This is a genomic window from Pseudomonas fluorescens, assembly GCF_902497875.1.
Lineage (GTDB): Bacteria > Pseudomonadota > Gammaproteobacteria > Pseudomonadales > Pseudomonadaceae > Aquipseudomonas > Aquipseudomonas fluorescens_BR.
In genome coordinates this window covers 199,949-224,898 of record NZ_CABVHY010000001.1, presented here as the reverse complement: position 1 = coordinate 224,898, position 24,950 = coordinate 199,949, and the positions used below count along the sequence as shown (strand labels likewise).

Here is a 24,950-nt window from a genome sequence, read left to right as displayed (position 1 = left end):
AGAAGGAGGCTCAAGCCCATGAGCGGCTGACGGCCGCCTGCGATTTATAAAAAAAAGGAAGGCCGCATGACCCATCACCGTTGGAAACATCGTCCCGAAGGTTCGAACTGGGGAGATTTTGGCCCCGACGATCAGAAGGGGCGACTCAACCTGCTCACCGCTGACAAGGTTCTGCAGGGCATCGCCGAGGTCCGCGAAGGCCTGGCTTTCTGCTTGAGCCTGCCGCTGGATTACCCGGGCGGCAATGCCATGAACGTCAATCGCCGGCCACCGATTCTGCGTCCCTTGCTGCGTAAAGGCGGGGTCAACATGAATTATCAGTACGACCGCATCCAGGCTGGCCGCCCCGACGTGCTGAGCGACGACCTGGCCATTCTGCATTTGCAGTATTCCACCCAGTGGGATGCCCTCTCTCACGTTGGTGCCCTGTTTGACGCCAACGGCGACGGAGTGGCTGAGCCGCTTTATTACAATGGCTACGCAGCGGGCATTGATGTCGTTGGCCCCAGCGATATCGCCGATTGCGGCTTTGAGGGCGAAATCCCCCCCCACAGCACTTCATGCGCCCACGCCCTGGGCATCGAACGCATGGCCGAAACCTGCGTGCAAGGCCGTGGCGTGATGATCGACCTGCACCATCACTACGGCGATGCCCGGACCCATATTGGCTATGACGAATTGATGTACGTGCTCGATGCCGATCAGGTGAAGGTCGAACCTGGCGATATTGTCTGCCTGCACACCGGTTACGCCGAAGCGCTGCTTGGGATGAACAAGCAACCGGACCCCCAGGTCCTGGACTCGCTCGGAGCGGTGCTCGACGGTAATGACCAGCGTCTGCTGCAATGGATCACTGACAGCGGATTGGTCGCTATCGCTGCCGACAATTACTCGGTGGAAATCTTCCCTAACGGGCATGGCGATGGCTGTTGCTCAGTCATGCCATTGCATCACCACTGCCTGTTCAAGCTGGGTATTCACCTGGGCGAACTGTGGCACCTCACGCCTCTGGCCAAATGGTTACGCGCCCACCAGCGCAATCGTTTTCTGCTGACCGCCCCACCCTTGCGCCTGCCGGGAGCCGTGGGTGCGCCATTGAATCCTGTCGCAACAGTCTAGTGGCCTGTGTGGCTAGTTTGTTAGCTCAAATTCGGATGCCAGAAGTCCATAGCCAAGGCGCTGTGACGAGTCATAGCCCGCTATGGCGAGGAACAGCAACGCAGGATATGGACTTCTGGCGCCGAAGTTGACTAACAGAACTAGCCACACAGGCCACTCAAGGAACACACCTATGTCCAAAGAACGAGTACTGATTACTGGCGGCGCCTCAGGTATTGGCGCCGCGATTGCTCAGCGTTGCATTGAAGACGGCTTCGAACCGGTGATTATCGACCGTATCGGAGATGGCCTTATTGCCGACCTCAGTAATGTGAAAGCCACCGCGCAGGCGCTGGAACAAGCGCTTGCCGGCGGGCCTATCACCCGACTGGTCAACAACGTCGGCATGGTCTGCCCCAACAGCGCGCAAGAGCAAAGCCTTGAGGAGCTGGAGCAGGTCTGGGCACTCAACCTGCGCTGCTCGCTGCAATGCATGCAAGCCCTGTTGCCCGGCATGAAAGAGGCTGGTTTCGGGCGCATCCTCAACATGTCTTCACGCGCGGCCTTGGGCAAAGAGCTACGCAGCGCCTATGCCGCTACCAAGGCAGGATTATTAGGTATGACCCGGGTCTGGTCGCTGGAGTTGGGCCGCTTTGGTATCACGGCCAACGCTATCGGCCCTGGCCCGATCCGTACTGAATTGTTCGAGCGCGCCAATCCACCAGACAGCCCCCGCACTCAGGCCATCATCGATTCGATTCCCGTCAAGCGCTTGGGCATGCCGGACGATATCGCCCAGGCTGCCGCGTTCTTTCTAGACGCCCGAAGTGGCTTTGTCACCGGTCAAGTGCTGTACGTCTGCGGTGGAATGACGGTCGGCGTGGCAGGTGTTTAAAGCCCTCGTCGAACGGCTGTTAATCACCGGTTAATCAAGCCTTCCGAAGACCGAAATTGTGACTGCCGGCTGCGTTGGGCAAGCTGGTCAAACCAGGAAGTCGAAGCGTCCGGGCCACGCACCCGACGCTTCGTCTGCCTGTATCCCGCCTTTATCCCGACGCTGGACGATAACGGCGGAATATCTCACAACAAGGACCACATCCATGATCGACAAGCTTTCCACCAGCGTACAGGCGGCTCTGGCTGATATTCCCGATGGGGCCACCATCGCCGTGGGCGGTTTCGGCGGTGCGGGCATGCCCGATGACTTGATTGAGGCGCTGATCGACCAGGGCGCCCGCAACCTGACGCTCGTCAGCAATAACGCAGGCCAGGGGGATACAGGTCTTGCTGCACTGCTCAAGGCGGGTCGGGTCCGCAGGATTCTCTGCTCCTATCCGCGCATGACCGGCTCCCACGTTTTCGAAACCCTGTATCGGGCGGGCAAGATCGAGTTGGAGATAGTGCCTCAAGGCAATCTGGCCGAACGCTTGCGCGCTGCTGGCGTAGGTGTTGGCGCGTTCTTCACACCCACAGGCTTCGGCACGTTGCTGGCCGAAGGCAAGGAAACCCGCACCATCGAAGGCCGCGATTATGTGCTTGAGTATCCGATTCACGTTGATTACGCCTTGATCAAGGCCGAGGCCGGTGATCGTTGGGGCAACCTGGTGTATCGCAAGACGGCACGCAACTTCGGCCCGGTCATGGCCATGGCGGCAAAAAACACCATTGCCTCCATCGAGCGCTTCTGCGAGCTGGGCGAACTGGACCCCGAGACCATCGTAACGCCGGGGATCTTCGTCAAGCACCTGGTGTTGCGCCGCGACCCGGCCGGCGAATCAGCGACACTTCTAAATCGAGCGGGATGATTGGTATGGACAAGAATGTACGCATTGCCATGGCGCAACGAGTCGCCCGGGACATCACCGAAGGCTCTTACGTCAACCTCGGAATTGGCTTGCCGACCCTGGTAGCCAACCATCTGCCACTGGATCAAGACTTCTTCCTGCACAGTGAAAACGGCGTGTTGGGCCGCTGGCAGGCCGCCGCGCCTGGCGAAGAAGACTGGGACATGATCAACGCGGGTAAAGAACCCATCGAACTCGCCCCTGGCGGCGCTTTTTTCCACCATGCCGACTCCTTCGGGATGATGCGCGGCGGGCATCTGGATGTCTGCGTACTGGGCGCATTCCAAGTGTCGGCCACGGGTGATCTGGCCAACTGGCACACCGGCGCAGCGGATGCGATTCCGGCAGTGGGTGGTGCAATGGACCTGGCCATCGGCGCCAAGCGGGTCTTCGTCATGATGGAGCATCTGGGCAAAGACGGTCGCAGCAAGTTACTGCCAGCGTGCACCTACCCATTGACCGGCCTGGGTTGCGTGAGCCGGGTTTACACCGAGCTGGCAACGATGGATATCACCGCCACCGGCGTAAAAGTGCTCGAGTTGATCGATGGCATCACGCCACAGGCCTTGCAGGACGTGACACAAGTGCCGCTGGACTTCAGCGCGGTGACCCTGCGTGATGACTCGTCGCCCCTGCAAAAGTCATCGACCCACAGCGCTCTGGCGACCCTGAGCCCATGAACAGCGAGCGTAGTTGGGACCAACGCGATCTCACCGAACTGCTGACCCTGGAACCGGCAGGCCAGCAAAACTGGCGCAGCTATGCCTATGACATCAATGCCAACGGCCGGGTCTATGGCGGTCAGTTGCTGGGGCAAGCGTTGTGGGCTGCGGCGCAGACGGCGAACGGACGCAGCCCCAGCATGCTGCAAATGACGTTTCTGCAGGGTGCGCGCCCTAAAGACACTATCGAATACAGCGTCGAGGCGCTGCAAGACGGGCGACGTCTTTCCACCCGCCACGTCTATGGTGTCCAGGGTACCGGCATGGTGCTCAGCGCCAACGTCAGCTTTCAAGTGGCACAGTCCGAACCCGGTGATCCGCACCAATTGCAGCTACAAGTGCCGGCGCCGGAAAGCCTGCCGACCCTGGCTGAACTGGCAGAGCGTTACCCGTTGGACAGCGAGGCCGTGCAACTGCGTTTCAGTGCCCGGCCGGTACTCGATATCCGGCTGATTCATCAGGAGCATTTCGAGCGCCCCGCTGCCCGCCGGGACATCGCTTACTGGGTGCGCTTGAACCAGCCGCTTGCGGCCGAAGGCTGCCTGCACCATGCGGCGCTGGCGTACCTGTCTGACGGTTGGCTGAACGCCAGCCTGGCGCCCGGGCAAGGGATGCTTGATCTCTGGCAAAACCATTACGTCAGTAACCTCAATCACACGCTGTGGTTTCACAGCCTGGAGATCGACGTCAATGAGTGGTTGCTGTTCGTCAACGATGCGGTGCGCAGCCTGTCCGGTCGAGGGCTGACCATGACTCACATCTACCGGCGAGACGGTCGACTGGTCGCCAGCATGGCCCAGGATTTATTGATTTCACCACGCGATGCCTGAGCTTTAGTCAGGCTGGAAGGCCGGGTTTTGCAAAGGCAAATGGGCGCCACCCGGTAACTGCTGCATTCTGGATCACGGCCTCGCAGGCCCAAGGTCTCCTCCAATAAAAAGTCCAATAACAAGAAGGACGGCGATATGTTCGAATGGTACAAAACCGGCTCCTCACAAGAACGCAAAACGTTCTGGGCGTGTTTTTCCGGCTGGGCGCTGGATACCTACGACGCCCAGATGTTCAGCTTTCTGTTGCCGACCCTTATGGCGGTCTGGCAGATATCCAAGGGCGAGGCCGGTATCCTCGGCACCGCCGCGCTGCTCTCTGCCGCACTGGGCGGTTGGGCCGCGGGTATCCTCAGCGACCGCTACGGTCGTGTGCGGATTCTGATTTTCACCATCTGCTGGTTCACGCTCTTCGGCGTGCTGGCAGGTTTTACTCAATCCTTCGAACAAATGCTGGTCGTGCGTACCCTGCAAGGCCTGGGCTTCGGTGGTGAGTGGGCGGTGGGTGCCGCGCTGATGGCCGAGGTCATTCGTCCCGAGCATCGCGGCAAGGCTTTAGGTTTCGTACAGAGCGGGTTCTCGGTGGGCTGGGCACTGTCTGCGGTGGTGATGACCGCTCTACTCGCTTACCTGCCACCGGAGATGGCATGGCGTGTCGCATTTTGGGTGGGGATCATTCCGGCCACGTTCGTGCTGTTCATCCGCCGCAACGTCAAGGACGCCGAGATTTTCAAGGAAGCCAAGGCCGCAAATAACGAGAAGGCCTCGCTCCTCTCCGCTTTCCGCCCTTCCGTGATTCGCCTGACCCTGCTGGGCGCCCTGTTAGTGACGGGTCTACAGGCCGCCGCCTATACCATCATGGCGTGGCTGCCAACGCTGATGGTACAGGTCCGCGGACTGAAGCCAGGTCCAGTGGTCATAACGATGCTGATCATGTGCGCCGGGGCGTTTGCCGGCTTCGTACTCACAGCGTATCTCTCCGATCGTTTCGGTCGTCGTCCTGCGCTATTGGTCTTCTGCCTGGGCGCCTGGATTTTCACCGTGGTTTATATGCTCGTGCCGATGAGCCCGACTGTATTGATGTTGATGAGCTTTCCTGTCGGCGCCTTTGCCACGGGCATCTTCGCCGTCGTCGGACCCTTCCTGAGCGAGCTCTTCCCTACCCACATACGCACCACCTGCATGGGCTTCTCCTACAACCTGGGTAAATCCCTGGGTGCATTGTCCATCGCTGGGGTCGGGGTCCTGTCTGAGCGTTTTGGCTTGGCGCAAGCGATTGGTGGCTTCTGCCTGGTGGCCTACGCCTTGGCAATCATCGCCGTGTTGCTGCTGCCAGAGACCCGCGGTGTGCGCCTGGAGGATGTCGACGCCAACCTGGGTCACAACCCGGACGATCACGATGCCAGGGTTGCCGACCATCCATTGATCAACAGCAAAATCCAATCGGAGTAGAACCCATGCTTTATCACGTAAAAATGGACGTAAAGATTCCTCGCGATATCCCTGCCGACACAGTGGAGGCAATCAAGATTGCCGAGAAGAAACGCGCCACTGCGCTTCAGGAGGCAGGCAAATGGCCGCACCTGTGGCGAGTAGTCGGGCAATATTCAAACATCAGCATCCTCGACGTGGCCAGTAACGACGAACTGCATGAGCTGCTGTCCAGCCTGCCATTGTTCCCGTACATGACCATCCAGGTCACGCCGTTGGCCAAGCACCCGTCCTCAATCGTCTAAAGACCACGGCGGCCTTCGCGTCGCCGTTTCCCAACCTTTTTTGAAGCTTTGGCTGCCCCACCAGCAGCTGCGGCTGACTGTCGCCGAGAACGCCCCTGATGCCACAGCTCTTGCACCTCGAATCGCTGGACCTGGCCACACTGATCCTACCGGGCGACACGGTAATGTGGGGCCAGGCCAACGCCGAGCCCCTGCCATTGACCCAGGCATTGATGGCCCAGCGGCAAAAGATCGGCAGGTTCCGGGTGATGTTAGGGATCGCCAATAGCCCGACCTGTACACCCGAGCACGCCGATCACGTGGATTTCATCGCGTATTGCGGCGCGGGGGCCAACCGCCAATTGGCGAATGCCGGGTTGCTGCAAGTCATGCCCAGCCACTATTCCGAACTACCGGACCTGATCAGCAGCGGCGCTTTGCGGATCGATGTGTTGATGCTGCAACTGGCGCCCGCCAATGCCGAGGGTCGCTACAGCCTGAGCCTGGCCAGCGAGTATTTGCTGCCGGCACTCGACAGCGCGCGCCTGGTGATCGCAGAAATCAATGCTCAGGCGCCATGGACTTACAGCGACCGGACCTTGGGCGACGATGATTTGGACGCCATCCTGTTCACCGATCGGGCGCCCATGGAAAATCCGCCCGGCCCTGTCCGGGAAATCGATCAGCGCATCGCCAGGCATATCGCCGGACTGATCGAAGATGGCGCCACCCTGCAGATGGGCATCGGCGCCATACCCGACGCGGTCTTGAGTGCATTAGCCGAACATCGCCATTTGGGCGTGCATTCAGGCAGCCTTGGGGACGGTGTAGCACGCCTGATGCTAAGCGGTGCTATTACCAACCAGCGCAAGACGATCGACCGCGGCATCAGCATAGGTGGCATTCTCATGGGAAGCAGCCTGCTTCATGACTATGCTCACCACAACCCGGCGATCCAATTACGCTCGACACGCTATACCCATGATGCGCACATCCTTGAGAGCATCGACAAGCTGGTAGCGATCAACTCAGCGGTCGAAGTCGACCTGACCGGTCAGGTCAATTCGGAACTGGCCGCAGGCAGCTACGTCGGCGCCATCGGCGGAGCGGTCGACTTTATCCGCGGCGCACGACGTTCAAAAGGCGGATTGCCGATTATCGCGCTGCCTTCTACCGCGGGCGGTCACAGTCGAATCGTGGCGAGATTAAACGGACCCGTCACCATTGCACGCAGCGACGCGGTCATTGTCGTCACCGAGTACGGCGTAGCCGATCTGCGCGGTACCACTCTCAATCAGCGCATCACAAAGTTGCTGGACATCGCCCATCCCGAACACAGGACTGCACTCCAGGCGCAACTCGATAAGGGCGACGCTGAAAGGGCGAGTACCAACAGGATGTAGGTGCGCAGCGTGTGAGAGGGTCTCCTTGACCCTCCCGCCATTCCGCCGGATTCAGGTTTTCAGGCTTTTTTCCCAGCTGGTATATGTCTCATCCAGCCACCGCCAAGCGCTTTGAACAGCGCAACCTCACTGCTCATCTGCTGCAGCCGGTCAGTCAGCAGGCCCTGCTGCGCGGTGAACAGCTCCCGTTGTGCGTCCAGCACGGTGAGGTAATTGTCGACGCCTTCCTGGTAGCGTTGCCGAGCGAGATCGAAGTACTCCCGCGTAGTCAGGGTCAGATCACGCTGGGCCTGCAACTGCTCCCCAAAGGTGCCGCGGGCGGCGAGCCCATCGGCCACTTCGCGAAACGCTGTCTGAATGGCTTTCTCGTACTGCACGACGTTAATGTCCTTCTGCACCTCGGCGTAATCCAGGTTGGCCTCGAGTCGGCCAGCGGTGAAGATCGGAATATTGATTTGCGGCACGAAGCTCCAGCTACCGGAGCCACCCTCGAACAGTCCATTCATGTCACTGCTCAGCGTGCCTGCGTTGGCGGTCAGCCTGACACTCGGGAAGAAGGCTGCACGCGCCGCGCCGATATTGGCGTTGGCTGCCAGCAAGTTGTGTTCCGCCGCACGGATGTCGGGACGGCGTAGCAGCAAATCAGCCGGCATGCCCACAGGCAGCGCGGCGAACTGCTGCTCGTCGAAGCGCTCAGGCAATGCCGGTAACTCACTGCCCAACAACAGGCGCAGCAGGTTCTGGTCTTGCGCGACCTGACGCGTGTAGCGCGCCAGGTGACCTCTAGCCTGCTCGACCAGACTGCGTGCCTGACGAACATCCAGAGATGAGGCGATTCCGGCGTCGTGACTGCTTTGGACCAGGGCCAGGCTTTCGTCGTAACTGGCCAGGGTTTCGCGCGTCAACTGCAGCAGACCCTGATCGGTGCGCAAAGTCAGATAGGCGGTGGCCACATCGCCAATCAGGCTGATCTGCACACTGCGCTGCGCTTCTTCTGAAGCCAGATAAGTCTCCAGCGTGGCGCGGTCCAGGCTGCTTACCCTGCCGAACAGATCCAGCTCGTAGGCGCTTACACCCACGGTCACGCCATATTGGCTTTCGATACTGCGCTCGCCACTGCGCGCCAGGTCGGCCGGCAGTTTCTGTCGGATACCGCTGGCATCCACGCCGACGCCGGGAAACAGCTCGGCGCGCTGGATGCGGTACTGCGCGCGAAAAGCCTCAACGTTCAGGGCGGCCTGACGCAGGTCGCGATTGTTGTCCAGTGCCACTTGCAACAGGTGTTGCAGGGCCGGATCGCGGAAGAACTGCTCCCAGCCCAGTTCGGCGCTCGCTTTTTGCTGCGAAGACTGTCGGGCGTACGCTTGACCTTCCGGCCACGCCTGTGCGATCGGCGCGGCGGGCTGCTCGTAGTCCGGGATCAGGCTACAGCCTGGTACGGCCATGGCGCAGGCCACGGCCAGGGTCAAATGCTTGAAGTTCATGCCGACTCTCCTTCTTCAACAACGGCTGGAGCTACCGCTTTCGCCTTTCGGTTACCTTCAAACAGCTTGACCACTACCACGTAAAACAGCGGCACGAAGAACACCGCGAGTACGGTGGCCGTGACCATGCCGCCGACCACGCCCGTGGCAATGGAGTGCTGACTGCCTTGACCGGCGCCGCTGGCCAGGGCCATGGGCAGTACACCGAAGGTGAAGGCCAGTGAAGTCATGATAATCGGACGCAGGCGCAGCTTGGCTGCGTGAACGGCCGAATCGACCAGGCTGTAGCCTTCTTTCTCGTACAACTCCTTGGCGAACTCGACGATCAGAATGGCGTTTTTCGCCGACAAACCGACCGTGGTCATCAAGCCGATCTGGAAGTACACGTCGGCGGTAAGGTCGCGCATGAGGGTGGCGATGACCGCGCCAAGAATACCCAGCGGTACCACCAGCATGACCGACACCGGTACCGACCAACTCTCATACAGCGCGGCCAGGCACAGGAACACGATCAGCACGGTGAGCGCATAGAGCATCGGGGCCTGGTCGCCGGTCTGGATTTCCTCGTAGGACAGGCCGGTGTAGGTCAGCCCTATGCCATTGGGCAGCTGCTGGGCGATTTCGGCAATGGCGGCCATGGCGTCGCCGGTGCTGTAGCCGGGTGCCGGCTCGCCGAGCATTTCAACTGCCGAGTTGCCGTTGTAGCGTTCAAGTTTGGGAGAGCCGTAGGTCCAGCTTCCGGTGGCGAAAGCGGAGAATGGAATCATCTTGCCCACAGCGTTGCGCACATACCATTTGTCGAAGTCTTCAGGGGCCAGACGAGAGTCCATGTTGCCCTGCAGATAGACCCGTTTGACCCGACCCTTGTCGACAAAATCGTTGACGTACATCGAGCCCCAGGCCGCGGACATGGTTTCGTTGATCGCAGCAATGCTCAATTGATGGGCACGTGCTTTCTCGTCATCGATGCTGACCCGAAACTGCGGCTCGTCGTTGAGGCCGTTGGGCCGCATTGACGCCAGGATTGGACTTTGCGCTGCCAGGTCGAGGAATTGGTCGCGCGCGGCCATCAACGCGGCATGGCCGGCACCGACCTGGTCTTCCAGGTAGAAGTTGAAACCCGTGGCGTTGCCCATTTCCAGAATGGCCGGGGGGGCGAACACCAGCACCTGACCATCCTTGATGTCTGCGAATCTGGTCTGGGCGCGCTCTACCAGGCTGGCTACACCCTGGCCTTCAGCTTGACGTTGCGACCAATCCTTGAGGTTGACGAACGCCATGCCGCTGCTCTGTCCGCGACCGGCGAAGTTGAAGCCGTTGACGGTGAACACCGAGTCAATCACCTGCGCTTCTTCCGCGAGCAGGTAATCGCGTACCTCCTTGAGCACCGCTTCGGTCCGTTCGGCGCTGCTGTTGACCGGCATCCGTACCTCGACTATCGCCTTGCCCTGGTCTTCAGCCGGGAGAAAGGCCTTGGGAATCTGGCTGAACAGGTAACCGGTACCGCCCACGATCACGGCGAAGATCACGAAGTAACGCCCGCGTTGCTTGAGCATACCGCCCACACTGCGTTCAAAGCGGTTGGCGCTGTTATCGAAGGTACGGTTGAACCAGCCGAAGAAGCCTTTTTTCGGCCCGTGGTCGCCCTTGGGAGCCTTGAGGATGGTGGCGCACAGCGCCGGGGTGAAGATCAAGGCCACCAGTACCGACAGACCCATGCAGATCACGATGGTCACGGCGAACTGCCGGTAGATGATGCCGGCCGAACCGCCGAAAAAGGCCATCGGGATGAACACCGCCGACAGCACCATGCCAATGCCAACCAGCGCACCCTGGATCTGGCCCATGGACTTGCGCGTTGCCTCCAGCGGCGACAGTTTTTCGTCGTGCATCAATCGCTCGACGTTCTCCACGACCACAATGGCGTCGTCCACCAGCAGGCCGATGGCCAGAACCATGGCGTACATCGTCAGCACGTTGATGTTGATGCCGAACAGTGGCAATAGCGCAAAGGCACCGAGCAAGACCACCGGCACCGCCATCGTCGGAATCAGCGTGGCGCGCCAGTTCTGCAAGAACACGAACATCACCAGGAACACCAGCACGACCGCTTCGATGATGGTGTGGATCACCGACTCGATAGAGGCGTTGACCGAAGGCGTGGTGTCATAGGGCAGCAGAATCTTCACGCCTTCGGGCAGGTAGCGCTCCTGCTTCTTCAGGACCTCACGCACGGCCTCGGCGGTTTCCAGGAGGTTGCCACCGGGTGCCAGACGTATCGCGATTGCCGCCGACGGCATACCGTTGAATTTCGCTGAAATGGAGAAGTTGTCGGCACCCAGGCTCACTTCACCCAGGTCCTTGATGCGCACCTGCGATCCATCCGGGTTGACCTTGACCAGGATGTTGGCGAATTCGTCGGGATTGGTCAGACGGGTCTTGGCGATGACCGAGGCGTTCAACTGCACGCCGGGACGCGCTGGCAGGCCGCCAACCTGTCCCGAGGACACTTGTACGTTTTGTTCCTGGATAGCGCTGGCGACATCGCTCGGTGACAGCTGGAAGCTGTTGAGTTTGATCGGATCGAGCCAAATGCGCATGGCATTTTGCGAACCCAGCAGCAGGTAGTCGCCGACGCCGTTGATCCGCGAGATCGGGTCCTGCAGATTAGAGGCGATGTAGTTGCCCAGATCGAAGTTGCTCATCTTGCCACTTTCATCGACCAGCGCCGCGATCTGCATGAAGTTGATCTGATACTTGACCACCCGGATGCCCTGGCGCTGCACTTCCTGCGGCAGCTTGGGCGTCGCCAGTTGCAGCTTGTTCTGCACCTGGACCTGGGCAATATCCGGGTCGGTGCCCTGCTCGAAGGTCACGATGAGCTGCATGCTCCCGTCAGCATTGCTTTGCGAGGACATGTAACGGTAACCATCCAGACCACTGAGCTGCTGCTCAATGACCTGGGTCACAGTGTCCTGCACGGTCTGCGCCGAAGCGCCCGGGTACGCCACCGAAATCATGATCGACGGTGCCGCAATGTTCGGGTATTGGCTGACAGGCATTTTCAGGATCGACAGAGCGCCGGCAAGCATCAGTACAATGGCCAACACCCAGGCGAAGATCGGCCTGTCTATAAAAAAACGGGACATTTGAATTCAGTTCCTCAGTTGGCCGATACGGCAGTGGCAGCAGCCTTTGAGAGATCGCTGGCCAGATCGACATTGGACGCTTCGCTGGCCTGCACCTTGATGCCGTTGCGCACGCGCTGCAGGCCCTCGGTGATCACGCGCTCCCCATCGTTCAAACCCTTGCCGACCAACCAGGTGTTCCCCACGGTGCGCAGGGTTTCGATTTCGCGCAGCTCCACACTGCCGTCGTTCTTGACCACCCAGCTCTGAGCGACGCCGCGGGAGTCGCGAAAGACCGCCTGCTGTGGCACCAGAATGGCGTTTTCCCGTACCCCTTCCTTGACTTGGGCATGCACGAACATCCCCGGCAGTAACTTGCGATCCGGGTTGGGAAACTGGGCACGCAACGTCACCGAACCCGTACTCGGGTCGACATTCACTTCGGAGAATTTCATGGTGCCGGTCAGTCCGTAGACGCTGCCGTCATCCAGGGTCAGGCTGACGGCGGCGCTGTCGTCGCCGGCTTTTTGCAACTTGCCGGACTCCAGTGCACGTCGCAGCTTCAACAGTTGAGTGATGGGTTGGGTGACGTCGACATAAATCGGGTCCAACTGGGTCACGGTTGCCAGTTCTTGAGCCTGGCCGTCGGTAACCAGCGTGCCTTCGGTGACCGCCGAACGGCCGATACGCCCGCTGATCGGTGACAGAACGCGGGTGTACTGCACATTGATGTCAGCCATCCGGGCTTCGGCCTGGGCCTGTTTCCAGGCAGCAAAAGCGTCGTCGTACTGCTGGCGACTCACCGCATTAGTCTTGAGCAGCCGCTCGTAACGCTTGGCCAGGTTGCTGGCTGTCACCAGATTGGCTTGGGCGCGCGCCTGTTGCGCCTGATAGGTCCGCGGGTCGATCTGGTACAGCTGTTGCCCCTGCTTGACCTCGGTGCCTTCGGCGACCATGCGCTTTACCAGGATGCCGCTGACCTGCGGCCGTACTTCGGCCACGCGATTGGCTGCGGTGCGGCCTGGCAAATCGGTCGCGAGGGTCAACGACTGAGCCTCCAGGGTGTAAACACCGACTTGCGCAGCGGAAGGCGTACTGGCCACTGGTTCGGACATATCACATCCCGCCAACAGCAAAAATGCGGCAAGGGGCACGCGGCGGACGAGTGGACAAGGGCCTCTATGTTTCACAGACGGTTATCTCCTGAAGGCAACATTAATGCATGGGTATGTGTATCGCTATATGATTCACTGTACCACGCTACGGGCTTGTCGAATCAACCTTGCTACAGGCGCATTACCGCAATTCGCCCTATCAGCAGTGCTCAGGTAACAGGTGCATTGCCATGCCTGAACCGTGCAGCCCTATCCGCAAACGCCTTGACGATGAATCGGCAGGAACAGGGCGCAATGCGACGCGACACCCCGGTTTGCGTGGGGTTACCGGTTTTGGGCGGGCACTGCCTGACAGCGGACCGCAATCGTCAGATGTCGGGGTCACGGGCTTTGAAATTGAGCGGGCAAGCGAAGGGATGTGGCGCAGGGTGAATTCGTTACAAAGTGAGTAATGGGTGGCATTCCGGCCTGTCAGCCGTCTAGCTACCAGGCACTTTTCACGTGCTGGAAAACATGATGGAACGAAGGTGCGGTATGGACCAACGCTGATCGCAACTTCGACGCAGTCATGGTTTTGATTGATGGCACAAATGTGCGGGAGGATTCGTCAGCAAATGCAGCAGCGTATCCAGCACAGTCGAGAGCTTGCGCTGGCAATCCTCGGTGCTCTGCAAACATTCGATCAGGGCACCGGTAATGCAATGCTGGATCAGCTCGCAAAAGACCGGGATGTTGATTTGCGCCCCTAATTCGCCGCGAGCTACAGCACGGTTCAAGAGATCCTGCAGCAGATTGGCCAGGCTGCCCCGAAACCGATGCAAACGCATGGGAACAGGCTCGCAATTGCCGTTCAGCTCACGCGTGTGCAACATGCTTTCGCACAATATTGCTGAGTCTTTCCTGCTGGCAGTCTCGATCAATGCCTGGCGCAGACGCAGCCATCGCGCAGAAAACCGCAGGCAGGTCGGGATCGGTTGTTCCAGTGGGTGTTGCTCGTCGAGAATCGTTTTGAGCAGATCCTGCTTGTTCTTGAAGTGCCAATAAATGGCGCCACGGGTAACGCCTGCCAAGCCGGCAATCCGCTCGAGCGTCACATTGGCAACGCCATCGCACGAAAAGGCCGAGATACTTGCACTGATAATTTTTTGCCGCGTTTTCGCCGCCTCTTGGGCGGTTTTTCTGGCCATTCGGCTACCTGATTAGACCTTGAGGCGCGCGCCAATCGCCTGTTCGATGTTCTGCTTACAAGTCATCAGCGCCTGCTCAAAGCGTTCGGCATGGGCTTCTGCACGTGAAACGGGTGCAACAACCGCAATGGCATAGCGACCCAGATAGGTATTCAGTGCTACCGCGAAAGAGCTGAGACCCTCAATGTATTCGCCTTTGTCATAGCCAATTTTGGTGCGTCTTATAGTCGCTAACTGTGTCAGCAAGTTCGAGCGTTCGAGCGTGGCAGACGTCATGTCTTGAAGGGACGCTGGCAACAGACTTTCGAGCGCTTCCTCGGGCATTTCGGCAAGCAATACTTTACCGCTGGCCGTCGTATAGGCTGGCGCGTTGATGCCAATGGGGAACACCACGCGTAATTCACGCTCGGCAACGATGCGATCAACCACGTAGGTCTTGTCCCCTACCAACAACGAGACACAGACAGATTCTTGAAGCTGCTCGCAGAGTGCTGTGAGATGCGTTTTGAGCAGCGAAATGATGTCGGTCTGAGTCTGATGAATCAATTGACCTAATGCTGGCCCCAGATGAAAACCTCCGCCGCGGCCAACTGACTCGACCAGGAATTCATCCTCAAGTGCACTGATGATGCGTTGCACGGTCGAGCGCGGCAGGTCGACCGCATTAGCAATGGCGGCCAGGCTGAGCCCTTGAGGATTTTCTCCCAGGGCGCGCATGATCGCAGCCGCTCGAGCGATAACCTGAATTCCCGGTTGTTTACCGACTTGCGTCGTGTCTTCCTGCCGACTCATTGGATTTTCCTTGCGGGCGATTGCGTCGCTTTCGTTGTCAAAAAAAGGGTCGTTACTGTAGTGAGAATCGGCTACCCGCACCATCAGTTCCTCCTTTCACGAAAATATACGGCCGCCCGACAGGTGCTTACATAGCAGTGAAATGCCAGATACTCATTGCTGTTCGCACCTTTATAATACCGCTATACGGTACACTGAATTGCATTGCGATACAATTCACCTTGCGGGTCAAGAGCAGCGCTGCCTGATGGGGTGGGGTATCACAGGAGGCCGTTCGTATCGGACTCTATCCTTGTGGGTGCTGTCGGCCTAGCGTCAGCAAAATCCTCCATGGGTGCGGATTCCGCGCTCATTCGTTCTGCAAAAAAAGATGAGAGTGAATTCAAGATGAACGAAAGACAAAAACGACCGCTGTACATTCCTTACTCCGGCCCGTCGTTACTGGAAATGCCCTTGCTGAACAAAGGCAGCGCCTTCAGTTCCCAGGAGCGGATCGACTTCAACTTGCTTGGCCTGCTACCGCAAGCCACGGAAACCATCGAGGAGCAGGCAACCCGGGTTTACCGGCAATATGAACTGTGCAGCAGCGATATCGACCGGCATATCTTCCTGCGCGGCGTGCAGGACAACAACGAGACACTGTTTTTCCGTCTGCTCGAAGATCACCTCGAAGAGATGCTGCCAATCATCTATACCCCGACCGTCGGCCAGGCCTGCCAGGAGTTCTCCAGCATCTACCGCACTCATCGCGGACTGTTCATCGCATACCCCGACCGCGATCGCATGGACGACATCTTGCACAGCGCCACTAAGGGCAACGTCAAAGTCATAGTGGTCACTGACAGTGAGCGCATCCTCGGGCTCGGCGATCAGGGCATTGGCGGCATGGGTATCCCGATCGGTAAATTGTCGTTGTACACCGCTTGTGGCGGCGTCAGCCCGGCCTACACCTTACCGGTGGTACTCGACGTCGGCACCAACAACCCAGACCTGCTGAATGACCCGATGTACATGGGCTGGCGCCATGAACGTGTCAGCGGCGAACAGTACAATGAGTTCGTCGAACTGTTCATCCAGGCCATCAAACGTCGCTGGCCCAACGTGCTGCTACAGTTCGAGGATTTCGCCCAAACTAACGCCACCCCCCTGCTGGAGCGTTACAAGGACCAGATATGCTGCTTCAACGATGATATCCAGGGCACCGCTGCCGTCGCCGTCGGCACCTTGATCGCCGCGTGTAAGGCCAAAGGCGAACGTCTGTCCGATCAGGTAGTGACCTTCGTTGGCGCAGGTTCAGCCGGCTGCGGTATTGCCGAGCAGATCGTCGCGGCGATGATGCTCGAAGGGCTGAGCGACAGCGAGGCTCGCCAGCGCATCTTCATGATCGACCGCTGGGGCCTGCTGACCGATGACATGGCCAACCTGCTGCCGTTTCAGCACAAGCTGGCGCAAAAGCGCAGCAGCATGCCGGCATGGGCTGCAGGCAATGGCGATTTAACCCTTCTGGATGTAGTTACCCACGCCAAGGCCAGCATTCTAGTGGGTGTATCGGCGCAACGCGGACTGTTCACCGAGCAAATCATCCGGGCCCTGCATGCGGGCTGCTCCAAGCCGATCGTCATGCCGTTGTCCAACCCGACCTCCAAGATCGAGGCTACCCCCCAGGAAATCCTCACCTGGACCAATGGCCAGGCTCTGGTGGCCACCGGCAGCCCGTTTCCACCGGTCAGCCTGGGCGAGCGCAAGATTCAAATCGCTCAATGCAATAACTCCTACATCTTCCCCGGGATTGGACTGGGCGTCTTGGCGGTCAAAGCCACCAGAATCACCGATGGCATGATCATGGCCGCTTCCAGAACCTTGGCCGACTGCTCGCCACTCCTCACCGGAGAGGGTGATGCGGTTTTGCCACCATTGAGCGAGATACAGGCAGTGAGCAAGAAGATCGCCTTCGCCGTGGCCAAACAGGCTCAGGAGGAAGGCAAGGCTTTACAGATCAGTGACGAACGTCTGCACTTGGCAATCGAAAGCAACTTCTGGCAAGCGCGTTATCGGGATTATCGTCGCTCCTCGATCTGATGCTGTAACAACCTGTGGGAGCACATCTCATGTGCTCCCACACTGGCTCTGGCCCTTCACTCTGATCACCGCGATCCTGACGCTGATCGGCCTTAATGACCTGCGTCAGACCCAACACTCGGTGCGTCGCAACTATCCCGTGATCGGTAACCTTCGTTACCTGATCGAGCATATCCGTCCAGAGATCCGCCAGTACCTGCTTGAAGGTGATGACGACGAACTGCCCTTCTCCCGTACCCAACGCTCGCTGGTCTATGCCCGCGCCAAGAACCAGAGCGCGGAGAAAGCCTTTGGCACCCTGTATGAACCTTCGTTCGTAGCTGTGTGCGGAGCCATCATCTCTCGTGGTGAACAACGGGCAGCGGAAGTCCTCGCTGAGCTCATTCGGCTTAGGGCAACACAACCGAGCGATTATCCTGCGGAAGACGGTGGGACGAGTGAAGCTTCTTACGAAGCCGCACTTGAAGCTTGTGAGCACCATGTGGCATTTGCTCGCAAAGAAGGTTTTCTGCGCGATTGAAATCCGGTTGATTTCACATCGTTCATGGCCGTCAGCCAAATCTCCTCAGCCATGGTTGCTTGTGAGTACCCACCGCTCATGCTGGATTGCGATCACCCGCAGGAGCGGCGCAGTGGCCTATTTTCGAGCACCACCGGCTTGATGCGCTTAGTTCTTCAGATAGGCACTCAGACGGTCGACGGCAAACGCCTCGAAACCCTCCAACGCATCGCTGGCAATCGCTTGCTCCTTGCCGTTGTATTCAACAACGGGCAGGTAGAAGCAGGCATGTTGACTGACCTGGTCGATAGGAATGTTTTTCTGGTACACAAAGGGAAAGCCACACCCCATGCCCAAGAGCTGCAGGCGAACAACCTTGAGCTTTTGCCCAACGACCGAGGCGTCGCACATCTCCCAATCGATGTTGCGCTTTTCCAGCTCGGCAGCCACCGTCTGGTTGCGCATACGGATGAAATTCTCAGCCTCCATCGCGAAATTAATTGGGTTGGTTGGGTCGGGGCAGATGCTTGCCACTCGGGTAACCTTGAACTCGCCGCTGCCTTCAAGTTGTGCCGGAAACTTGCTTTTCTGATTTTCCAATCCGGGATATGTCGAGGGAAACGGCTCGGTAGGCATTAACTCTTTGACCGTCCTTCCCTGAGGCATTTCAGGTGTGGCGGCCAGAACTGCAGGTGCCAGAACGGCAGAGAGTACGGCGATAATCGTGTTGCACTTCATGGCTGTGTTCAAAATAATTCCCCCTTGGAAAGTCTGCAATACATCCTGGTGCGTAATCTGGATCGCCTTTGTCTTAAAGACAATCCCCGCCCGATCTTCGCTCGGGGACTTTTCGGACAGAGATGGGTAAGCGTACGGGGAATACGCCTTGTGCAGGGTATGCGTGTGGTGAAGGCCGTACTCAAGTTAGTGCCGTAGGCCAGTGGCATGGACGTTAGCCCTAGGAGACCAATGGCGTGCACTAGAGCTGGAGATTGGTAGATCGCCTTAGCTAGGCGGCTTGCCTTGAAGGGAATGGCGTTCAAGCAGCCATTCGGTGAAGAAATTGAGTGCTGCCGAGAATTTAGCTGCCGTTGAGGTTGGATTTTTGGCGTGCTTTAAAAAATACTCGATCTCAGGTCTCATCTTCGGTGCTAGCCGGAGGAAGTGCTCCACATGATCCTCAAGTGTAAAAGGTCATGATTGGTCGTGCTCCAGACGTAGGACGTTCGTCGACCTTATAGCCTTACGGGATGACTCCCGTTGTAGGCGACGCAATTCAATGACATCCGTTGCATGCTCGATCTTATCAGCATACTTCCCTAAGACGGATGCGAAGTCTCCATAATCGCCATTGCTATAGCGCGCGAAGGCTTGAAGCGTTGCAGATTGGTAGCGACGTCCCTACCCCAAACACATTTGCAGTGGCACGCGACCTCTATTTATTCAGTTACCCAATTTAGCTCATGACTTAGGCCCGCCACGGTGGAAGAGCCCTTTCGAAAAGTGAAAAGGCTCGATGCAGGAAACTGTTGAAGCGAGCGGCATCACGCCGCAGCCCTGCCTGTTGACCACCAATCAGGCACAGATGGGCCACCTGACCCATCACTTCTGCTTCGCCTGGCATATGGACCAAGCGGCGGCACGTCCGTATCGCGAAGTCCAGTCGTCTTGTGTCAACACGCTGCTGAAACTCGCCTACCAACGGATCGTGCAGCGACCAGGCTCGGATGGAAACTTCCCGCCCAGGTTGTTTCTCAGCGGCAATACTCAAGTAGCGTTTCAAGATTTCGCCCGCGCTACGACCCTGCGCCGCATAAGCGAGCATGCGCTCCGTGTAGTCTTCTTCCCAAGCGGCCAGCAAGGTGCGGACAAAGTCTTCGCGATTGCGGAAATGGTGATAGAACGATCCGCGGGTCACATTCAATCGGCGCGATAGACTCTCGGCCGAAACGCCAATATGCCCTATTTGGTCGAGGGCCTCAAAACCAGCCGCGATCCAATGGTTACGAGTTAGTTTTCTCACCAGTTATTTCGCTCCATATTTAGCGCCATACAGACTGTGTATGGTGCGCAACCGATTGATACGCTGCGAACACCAGCAAAGATGGCCGTTGCATTTTGCACGCCAGCACTTTTCATGGAGCTCGCCTTGAAGAAAATCGTTCTGGTTGCTTTCGACCAATTCACTGATATCGACCTATTCCTGATGTGGGACATTTTAGGCCGCAATACTGAGGACTGGCACGTCCGAATATTGGGTTCTAGCTCTATCGTGCGATCGGCGCACGGCCTGCCTGTTTCGGTGCACGGTCCGCTTTCCGAGGCCAATAGTGCCGACGCGGTATTGTTCGTCAGCGGCAAGGAAGGGATACCCGCTGCACTTGCCGCCCCAGATTTCCTGCCGTCGTTTGAACTTGACTCCAGACGCCAGCGAATCGGCTCCATATGCGCCGGAGCTTTCATTCTCGAACGGCTTGGGCTGCTCAGCGGCCAAGCAACTACACACCCGGATGCACGATCGAGCTTGCAAGCTCTGGGACTTGAGCCCATGGACCAGCCTCTTGTATGCCAGGGGAACGTTGCAACCGCTGGCGGATGCCTTTCGGCACTCTATCTGGTGGGATGGTTGGTTGAATCCTGGTTCGATGTCGACAAGCGCCGTGCGACGTTGCTCGCTGTTCTGCCAGCTGGGCAGCAAGAGCTCTATGATGCCTTGATCGGGCTCAGTATCCGACAAGGAGAAGTTGGCGCCTCAACAACATCCAGTTAATCCATGCTCGCTCAGCGAGGCTCTGGACCTCATCAAGGCGTGGACATTGGTTATCCGGACGGCATCGCCACGACCCATGCGAGCTCCGCTCCTGGTGCGCTACTGCGCCTGGAACCTGAAGTTGCCGTGAACCCCACACTTGAATACGTACCTGATAGCCTAAGTAGGCACGCCGCAATATGGAAAAAGAGCCGCTTGTACAGCGAGATTCCTCCACTATGCAGATACCTCGTGTGCTTGGGAATGAGCAGTGAGCGCGGTTGTCCCTGTCCGGCTTGAAAGTCGGCAACCGTCACTTCTAAGCTAGACAAGCACTTACAGGGCGACAAGGAGCGTTATACGACAAACCATCGCAACAAGAAACGCGACATGGCATGTCGTCTAATTAGTAGTTAGAACTCAGGAGAGATCCCCGATGCCCCGAGAATTTGAGCTCATTATGTCCGTGCCAGTCCCCTCGAGGTCCGGCATCACCCACCTTTATAAGTCGATGCACCTAGCGGACGCTTTTGCGATTCGGCTCCCTGCGGGCACATCTAGCAATCCAGATTTGCTAGCTCGATTCATCTTTTCCCACCAGCCATCCTGGATCGGATGGCTCATGAAAGTCCGAGACACTATCGTTGCCTGTTTTGGTCTCAAGACAGCCAAACATTTGGCATCACTTGCTAATCGGATTGGAGTCTTCAAGGTCTACAGCACGAACCAGACTGAAATCGTGTTGGGAGAGAACGACAAGCACCTCGACTTCCGGATATCGATCCTATGTTCTGGAGAGGCAGAGCCAGAAGGCAGTCGCCAACTCGTTTTTTCAACCGTGGTCCAGTGCCACAACCGTCTAGGCCGGGCCTACATCTTCGTTATTGCCCCATTTCACCGCTTGGTTGTTAAGGCCAGCCTCCTCCGTGCAGCGCGCGTCGGTTGGCCTCTGGCTACCTGCCCCTAAGGCTGAGAGCGCTGTGTGCCCCCTGAGGTCTAACCCTTCCATCGAAAGGCTGTTCTGGCAAGCCTGGCCAAGTCTCTCATGTCAAACGTTAGGCCTCTAAGATTCATTGTAAGCGTACGCCCAACTCACCTTGCGTAAGTCAGGCCGGCACCCACTGATGCGGTAGCAGTTGCCCGATCTCACTCGCCCGCTGTGTCGGCAGCCGTGTCAGCACATCTTTCAGATAGGCATACGGATCATGCCCGTTCATGCGTGCGGACTGGATCAGACTCATGATCGCCGCCGCCCGTTTGCCACTGCGAAGCGACCCGGCAAACAACCAGTTTGAGCGCCCAAGTGCCCATGGTCGGATTTGGTTCAGTGGCCAGCGGCTTCTCCAACGATCAATTGCTCACGATTGCCGAATTTCTTGAAAAGGTAAGCCAAGTGCCGTCGAAACAAGACAGTCTCTAACGCGACTTTGAAAAGGTGATCTAACGCTTGCCCGCTCAGTCCTTACTCGATTTGGGTATCGCAATACGGCTACTGGTCTTGACCTCGCGTAATGACAGGCTGGACTGGATGGAGGCAATACCCACCTGACGCCTGAGCACCTGCTCGATAAATTCACTGTAGCTATCAAGATCCTCTGCCAACACTTGCAGCACGTAATCGGCATCCCCGGTGATCTTGTGACAGGACAACACTTCGGGCAATTGCGCAATCACCGCCTCGAAGGCGTCCGGAGCGTGATCGGCGTGGGTGGAAAAACGAATGTGCACGAACGCCATGATATCCAGCCCCAGCATTCTTCGATCAAGGTTCGCCTGGTAGCCCTTAATCACGCCCGCCTCCTCCATTCTCTTGCGCCGCCGCCAGCAAGGCGTAAGGCTTAACGACAGCCGCTCACTGAGCTCGGCGTTGGAAATACTCGCGTCCTCCTGCAGCAATGCGAGAATCGCCAGGTCGGTGTCGTCGAGACTGATGCGTTTGGAATTTTTTTTCTGCATTTCGCAATTCCTGAGTAAAACCTCCCGAAAAATCTACCAAAACCTGCAAACAAAGCAAAGAAATCGCATCAGTACCAGAACAAAATATTTGTACTGGCTCACATCAACGGATGCGCAGAATGTTTACAGTTTTCAGTGATTCCCACCGTTTGCACCATGGCACCGAATTAAAAGACGGCGTGCTCAAGCCGTCCTTCGAACAGCCCAGTCGGGCCGATACCGTCCATAAACGGGTCAAGCAGGTAGGGCTTGGCCAGATCATCGAGCCGCGAGCATTTGACCGGTCGTGCTATGTCAACGCGCACAGCGAGCGCTACGTAACCTTTCTGGAAACCGCCTGGTCTGAATGGTGCGCAACCGGACGCACCCACGATGCCTTGCCGCTGGTATGGCCAGTGCGTGACCTGGCCAACGAGCAAGTACCGACTTTCATCGACGGCAAGCTGGGTTTCTACGCCATGGACGCCGGCTCGCCCATTACCGCCACCACATGGCAAGCGGTAAAAACCAGCGCCGATATCGCGCTGACCGGACTGGCGTTGATCGATGAAGGTCACGACAGTGCCTTTGCCCTGTGCCGACCGCCCGGCCATCACGCAGCGCGTGAATACATGGGCGGCTACTGCTATCTCAACAACGCCGCCATTGCCGCACAGCACGCTATAACCCAAGGCGCCAAACGTGTCGCCGTACTGGATGTCGACTTCCATCATGGCAACGGCACCCAGAACATTTTCTACGGGCGCAGCGACGTCATGTTTGTCTCGCTGCATGGCGAACCGGCAGTGTCCTATCCGTACTACTCAGGCTTCAGCCACGAAGTCGGCGCTGGCAACGGCGAAGGTTACAACCTGAACTATCCGCTGCCGAAGAACACCACCTGGGAAAGCTACCGCAACGCCTTGCTTCACGCCTGCAAGAAACTCCAGCAATTTGCGCCTGAAGTGCTGGTTATTTCACTGGGCGTCGACACATTCAAAGACGACCCCATCAGCCACTTCCTGCTGGAAAGTGAAGACTTCACCGGCATCGGTGAGCTGATAGCAGGCGTGGGCTGCCCCACCCTGTTCGTTATGGAAGGCGGCTACATGGTCGATGAAATCGGGATCAATGCGGTCAACGTACTGCATGGTTACGAGAGCAAACGCGCCTGAGTTATCCCCCTGAACCGCAGCGTTTGAACTATTGAATCGGAGAATAAAAACATGACTCTTTTTATAGATGTCGATCATGCCGCACGCCTGTTTGCCACGGTGGGAATCCGCCGGGCAATCCGCGAAATGGCGGCTTACATCGAAGCTGACTACTCACGCTGGGCGCAGTTTGATAAGTCGCCCCGCACCGCCAATCATTCGGCCACCGGTGTGATCGAGTTGATGCCGACCGACGACGGCCAACAGTTCTCGTTCAAATACGTGAATGGTCACCCGGACAACGGTCAAAGGGACTTGCTGACGGTCATGGCCTTCGGTGTCCTGGCCGATGTCCACAGTGGCTATCCAACGTTGCTTAGCGAACTGACGCTGACCACCGCCGTGCGTACTGCCGCGACCTCCGCCCTGGTCGCGCAGTCCCTGGCGCGCCCAAGTGCAAGCTCAATGGCAATCATCGGCAATGGCGCCCAGAGCGAATTTCAGGCCCTCGCCTTCCACGAAATGCTCTCCATCAAGCAAATCCGCATTTACGACATTGATCGCGACGCGTCACTTAAGTTGAAGCACAACCTGGCCGCTTTTCCGGAGATTGAGGTAATTCTGGCCAACTCTGTACAAGACGCGGTCAAGGGCGCGCACATCGTCACCACGGTCACCGCAGACAAGACCTATGCAACGATTCTGACGCCCGAGATGATCGAGCCCGGCATGCATATCAATGCCGTAGGCGGTGACTGCCCGGGGAAAACCGAACTGCATGCCGAGATCCTGCGCAATGCCCGGGTCATCGTTGAATTTGAACCTCAAACCCGGATTGAAGGCGATATTCAACAACTGGAGGCCGACTCTCCCGTCGTCGAGTTTTTCCGGATTGTTCAAGGTGAAGTACCGGGCCGCGAGAACGACGCACAGGTCACAGTGTTCGATTCAGTGGGCTTTGCCCTGGAAGACTTTTCGTCACTGCGCTATGTGCACGACCTGGCCCGAGAGCATGCCATCGGTGAGCGCATCCATCTGGTGCCGACGCCTTCCAACATAAAAAATCTCTACCAACTGCTTGATCAGCAGCCAGCAATCGTCCCCTCGCGCCTGCGCACGGCCAGCTGATAGCCATAGGTGATGCCCCTGAGCAAAGTGCCAAGGGGCTACTCACCCTGTAGTGAACGCGAAACCCTGCCACCCGCAAACCACCACCGTC

The 24,950-nt window shown here is 58.0% G+C and carries 21 protein-coding genes and 2 pseudogenes; 14 read left to right on the top strand and 9 right to left on the bottom strand.

Annotated elements, in window-relative coordinates; translation table 11 throughout:
* Positions 1-66: 66 nt before the first annotated feature.
* The 8 genes from F8N85_RS01015 to F8N85_RS00980 all read left to right on the top strand — a co-directional run bounded on the left by F8N85_RS01015 (position 67) and on the right by F8N85_RS00980 (position 7,609).
* Positions 67-1,119, top strand: coding sequence for a cyclase family protein (locus F8N85_RS01015; RefSeq protein ID WP_150801829.1), 1,053 nt, complete (start codon positions 67-69; stop codon positions 1,117-1,119).
* A 172-nt stretch (positions 1,120-1,291) separates the two neighbouring features.
* The gene (locus tag F8N85_RS01010; protein WP_150801828.1) at positions 1,292-1,993 is read left to right on the top strand and encodes an SDR family oxidoreductase; all 702 of its coding nucleotides are present in this window, start codon (positions 1,292-1,294) and stop codon (positions 1,991-1,993) included.
* A 205-nt stretch (positions 1,994-2,198) separates the two neighbouring features.
* On the top strand, positions 2,199-2,903 hold the full coding sequence (locus F8N85_RS01005; protein ID WP_150801827.1) for a 3-oxoacid CoA-transferase subunit A: 705 nt from the start codon (positions 2,199-2,201) through the stop codon (positions 2,901-2,903).
* On the top strand, positions 2,900-3,622 hold the full coding sequence (locus tag F8N85_RS01000) for a 3-oxoacid CoA-transferase subunit B (RefSeq protein ID WP_412072469.1): 723 nt from the start codon (positions 2,900-2,902) through the stop codon (positions 3,620-3,622). The genes F8N85_RS01005 and F8N85_RS01000 overlap by 4 nt, the downstream gene beginning before the upstream one ends.
* Complete coding sequence (locus tag F8N85_RS00995) at positions 3,619-4,494, top strand: acyl-CoA thioesterase (protein ID WP_150801825.1); 876 nt, start codon at positions 3,619-3,621, stop codon at positions 4,492-4,494. The genes F8N85_RS01000 and F8N85_RS00995 overlap by 4 nt, the downstream gene beginning before the upstream one ends.
* Positions 4,495-4,629: 135 nt before the next feature.
* The gene (locus F8N85_RS00990) at positions 4,630-5,943 is read left to right on the top strand and encodes an MFS transporter (protein ID WP_150801824.1); all 1,314 of its coding nucleotides are present in this window, start codon (positions 4,630-4,632) and stop codon (positions 5,941-5,943) included.
* Positions 5,944-5,948: 5 nt separating this feature from the next.
* Positions 5,949-6,227 carry a muconolactone Delta-isomerase gene (gene catC, locus F8N85_RS00985; protein WP_150801823.1) on the top strand — a complete coding sequence of 93 codons (279 nt, stop codon included), beginning with the start codon at positions 5,949-5,951 and terminating at the stop codon, positions 6,225-6,227.
* A gap of 98 nt (positions 6,228-6,325) precedes the next feature.
* Positions 6,326-7,609, top strand: a complete 1,284-nt coding sequence (locus F8N85_RS00980) for an acetyl-CoA hydrolase/transferase family protein (RefSeq protein ID WP_150801822.1) — start codon at positions 6,326-6,328, stop codon at positions 7,607-7,609.
* Between the two features lie 59 nt (positions 7,610-7,668).
* Here F8N85_RS00980 and F8N85_RS00975 read toward each other — a convergent pair whose 3' ends face one another.
* The 5 genes from F8N85_RS00975 to F8N85_RS00955 form a co-directional block, all read right to left on the bottom strand.
* Positions 7,669-9,093: an efflux transporter outer membrane subunit gene (locus F8N85_RS00975; protein ID WP_150801821.1), complete on the bottom strand. Its 1,425-nt coding sequence runs from the start codon at positions 9,091-9,093 to the stop codon at positions 7,669-7,671.
* Complete coding sequence (locus F8N85_RS00970) at positions 9,090-12,242, bottom strand: efflux RND transporter permease subunit (RefSeq protein WP_150801820.1); 3,153 nt, start codon at positions 12,240-12,242, stop codon at positions 9,090-9,092. The genes F8N85_RS00975 and F8N85_RS00970 overlap by 4 nt, the downstream gene beginning before the upstream one ends.
* A gap of 14 nt (positions 12,243-12,256) precedes the next feature.
* Positions 12,257-13,336, bottom strand: a complete 1,080-nt coding sequence (locus tag F8N85_RS00965) for an efflux RND transporter periplasmic adaptor subunit (protein WP_150801819.1) — start codon at positions 13,334-13,336, stop codon at positions 12,257-12,259.
* A gap of 566 nt (positions 13,337-13,902) precedes the next feature.
* Positions 13,903-14,523 carry a TetR family transcriptional regulator gene (locus tag F8N85_RS35540; RefSeq protein WP_150801818.1) on the bottom strand — a complete coding sequence of 207 codons (621 nt, stop codon included), beginning with the start codon at positions 14,521-14,523 and terminating at the stop codon, positions 13,903-13,905.
* A 12-nt stretch (positions 14,524-14,535) separates the two neighbouring features.
* Complete coding sequence (locus tag F8N85_RS00955; RefSeq protein WP_150801921.1) at positions 14,536-15,315, bottom strand: IclR family transcriptional regulator; 780 nt, start codon at positions 15,313-15,315, stop codon at positions 14,536-14,538.
* Positions 15,316-15,702: 387 nt separating this feature from the next.
* Between F8N85_RS00955 and F8N85_RS00950 the strand changes: the two genes are divergently transcribed.
* Together F8N85_RS00950 and F8N85_RS00945 are read left to right on the top strand one after the other, a co-directional pair.
* Entirely contained in the window at positions 15,703-17,394 is a 1,692-nt protein-coding gene (locus F8N85_RS00950; RefSeq protein WP_150801817.1) for an NAD-dependent malic enzyme, read from the top strand.
* A pseudogene (locus F8N85_RS00945) lies at positions 17,366-17,710 on the top strand (FMN-binding glutamate synthase family protein); the annotation flags it as partial. The gene F8N85_RS00950 and the pseudogene F8N85_RS00945, both read left to right, overlap by 29 nt.
* A 351-nt stretch (positions 17,711-18,061) precedes the next feature.
* Here F8N85_RS00945 and F8N85_RS00940 read toward each other — a convergent pair.
* Positions 18,062-18,643, bottom strand: a complete 582-nt coding sequence (locus F8N85_RS00940; RefSeq protein WP_150801816.1) for a hypothetical protein — start codon at positions 18,641-18,643, stop codon at positions 18,062-18,064.
* 718 nt (positions 18,644-19,361) lie between these two features.
* Positions 19,362-19,916, bottom strand: a complete 555-nt coding sequence (locus F8N85_RS00935; RefSeq protein ID WP_150801815.1) for a TetR/AcrR family transcriptional regulator — start codon at positions 19,914-19,916, stop codon at positions 19,362-19,364.
* Positions 19,917-20,042: 126 nt separating this feature from the next.
* Here F8N85_RS00935 and F8N85_RS00930 point away from each other — a divergent pair, with 126 nt between their 5' ends.
* Positions 20,043-20,663: a DJ-1/PfpI family protein gene (locus F8N85_RS00930; protein WP_150801814.1), complete on the top strand. Its 621-nt coding sequence runs from the start codon at positions 20,043-20,045 to the stop codon at positions 20,661-20,663.
* A 415-nt stretch (positions 20,664-21,078) separates the two neighbouring features.
* A complete protein-coding gene (locus F8N85_RS00920) occupies positions 21,079-21,609 on the top strand; it encodes a DUF2867 domain-containing protein (RefSeq protein WP_150801813.1) in 531 nt (176 codons plus the stop codon).
* A gap of 139 nt (positions 21,610-21,748) precedes the next feature.
* On the opposite strand, the pseudogene F8N85_RS00915 reads toward F8N85_RS00920, so the two are convergent.
* Both F8N85_RS00915 and F8N85_RS00910 read right to left on the bottom strand, forming a co-directional pair.
* Positions 21,749-21,967 (bottom strand): annotated as a pseudogene (locus F8N85_RS00915) (transposase domain-containing protein); the annotation flags it as partial.
* A 130-nt stretch (positions 21,968-22,097) separates the two neighbouring features.
* Positions 22,098-22,598: an Lrp/AsnC family transcriptional regulator gene (locus F8N85_RS00910; RefSeq protein WP_150801812.1), complete on the bottom strand. Its 501-nt coding sequence runs from the start codon at positions 22,596-22,598 to the stop codon at positions 22,098-22,100.
* 119 nt (positions 22,599-22,717) lie between these two features.
* Between F8N85_RS00910 and F8N85_RS00905 the strand changes: the two genes are divergently transcribed.
* Positions 22,718-23,752, top strand: coding sequence for a histone deacetylase family protein (locus F8N85_RS00905; protein ID WP_150801811.1), 1,035 nt, complete (start codon positions 22,718-22,720; stop codon positions 23,750-23,752).
* Between the two features lie 51 nt (positions 23,753-23,803).
* Positions 23,804-24,859 (top strand): ornithine cyclodeaminase, encoded by a 1,056-nt coding sequence (locus F8N85_RS00900; RefSeq protein ID WP_150801810.1) that lies wholly within the window; start codon positions 23,804-23,806, stop codon positions 24,857-24,859.
* Positions 24,860-24,950: the final 91 nt, after the last annotated feature.

Excerpts from the sequence above, each read along its gene's own strand:
- F8N85_RS01015 (WP_150801829.1), top strand. The coding sequence starts at position 67 with ATGACCCATCACCGTTGGAAACATCGTCCCGAAGGTTCGAACTGGGGA.
- F8N85_RS01010 (WP_150801828.1), top strand. The coding sequence starts at position 1,292 with ATGTCCAAAGAACGAGTACTGATTACTGGCGGCGCCTCAGGTATTGGC.
- F8N85_RS01005 (WP_150801827.1), top strand. The coding sequence starts at position 2,199 with ATGATCGACAAGCTTTCCACCAGCGTACAGGCGGCTCTGGCTGATATT.
- F8N85_RS01000 (WP_412072469.1), top strand. The coding sequence starts at position 2,900 with ATGATTGGTATGGACAAGAATGTACGCATTGCCATGGCGCAACGAGTC.
- F8N85_RS00995 (WP_150801825.1), top strand. The coding sequence starts at position 3,619 with ATGAACAGCGAGCGTAGTTGGGACCAACGCGATCTCACCGAACTGCTG.
- F8N85_RS00990 (WP_150801824.1), top strand. The coding sequence starts at position 4,630 with ATGTTCGAATGGTACAAAACCGGCTCCTCACAAGAACGCAAAACGTTC.
- catC (WP_150801823.1), top strand. The coding sequence starts at position 5,949 with ATGCTTTATCACGTAAAAATGGACGTAAAGATTCCTCGCGATATCCCT.
- F8N85_RS00980 (WP_150801822.1), top strand. The coding sequence starts at position 6,326 with ATGCCACAGCTCTTGCACCTCGAATCGCTGGACCTGGCCACACTGATC.
- F8N85_RS00975 (WP_150801821.1), bottom strand. The coding sequence starts at position 9,093 with ATGAACTTCAAGCATTTGACCCTGGCCGTGGCCTGCGCCATGGCCGTA.
- F8N85_RS00970 (WP_150801820.1), bottom strand. The coding sequence starts at position 12,242 with ATGTCCCGTTTTTTTATAGACAGGCCGATCTTCGCCTGGGTGTTGGCC.
- F8N85_RS00965 (WP_150801819.1), bottom strand. The coding sequence starts at position 13,336 with ATGTCCGAACCAGTGGCCAGTACGCCTTCCGCTGCGCAAGTCGGTGTT.
- F8N85_RS35540 (WP_150801818.1), bottom strand. The coding sequence starts at position 14,523 with ATGGCCAGAAAAACCGCCCAAGAGGCGGCGAAAACGCGGCAAAAAATT.
- F8N85_RS00955 (WP_150801921.1), bottom strand. The coding sequence starts at position 15,315 with ATGAGTCGGCAGGAAGACACGACGCAAGTCGGTAAACAACCGGGAATT.
- F8N85_RS00950 (WP_150801817.1), top strand. The coding sequence starts at position 15,703 with ATGAACGAAAGACAAAAACGACCGCTGTACATTCCTTACTCCGGCCCG.
- F8N85_RS00920 (WP_150801813.1), top strand. The coding sequence starts at position 21,079 with ATGCCCCGAGAATTTGAGCTCATTATGTCCGTGCCAGTCCCCTCGAGG.
- F8N85_RS00910 (WP_150801812.1), bottom strand. The coding sequence starts at position 22,598 with ATGCAGAAAAAAAATTCCAAACGCATCAGTCTCGACGACACCGACCTG.
- F8N85_RS00905 (WP_150801811.1), top strand. The coding sequence starts at position 22,718 with ATGTTTACAGTTTTCAGTGATTCCCACCGTTTGCACCATGGCACCGAA.
- F8N85_RS00900 (WP_150801810.1), top strand. The coding sequence starts at position 23,804 with ATGACTCTTTTTATAGATGTCGATCATGCCGCACGCCTGTTTGCCACG.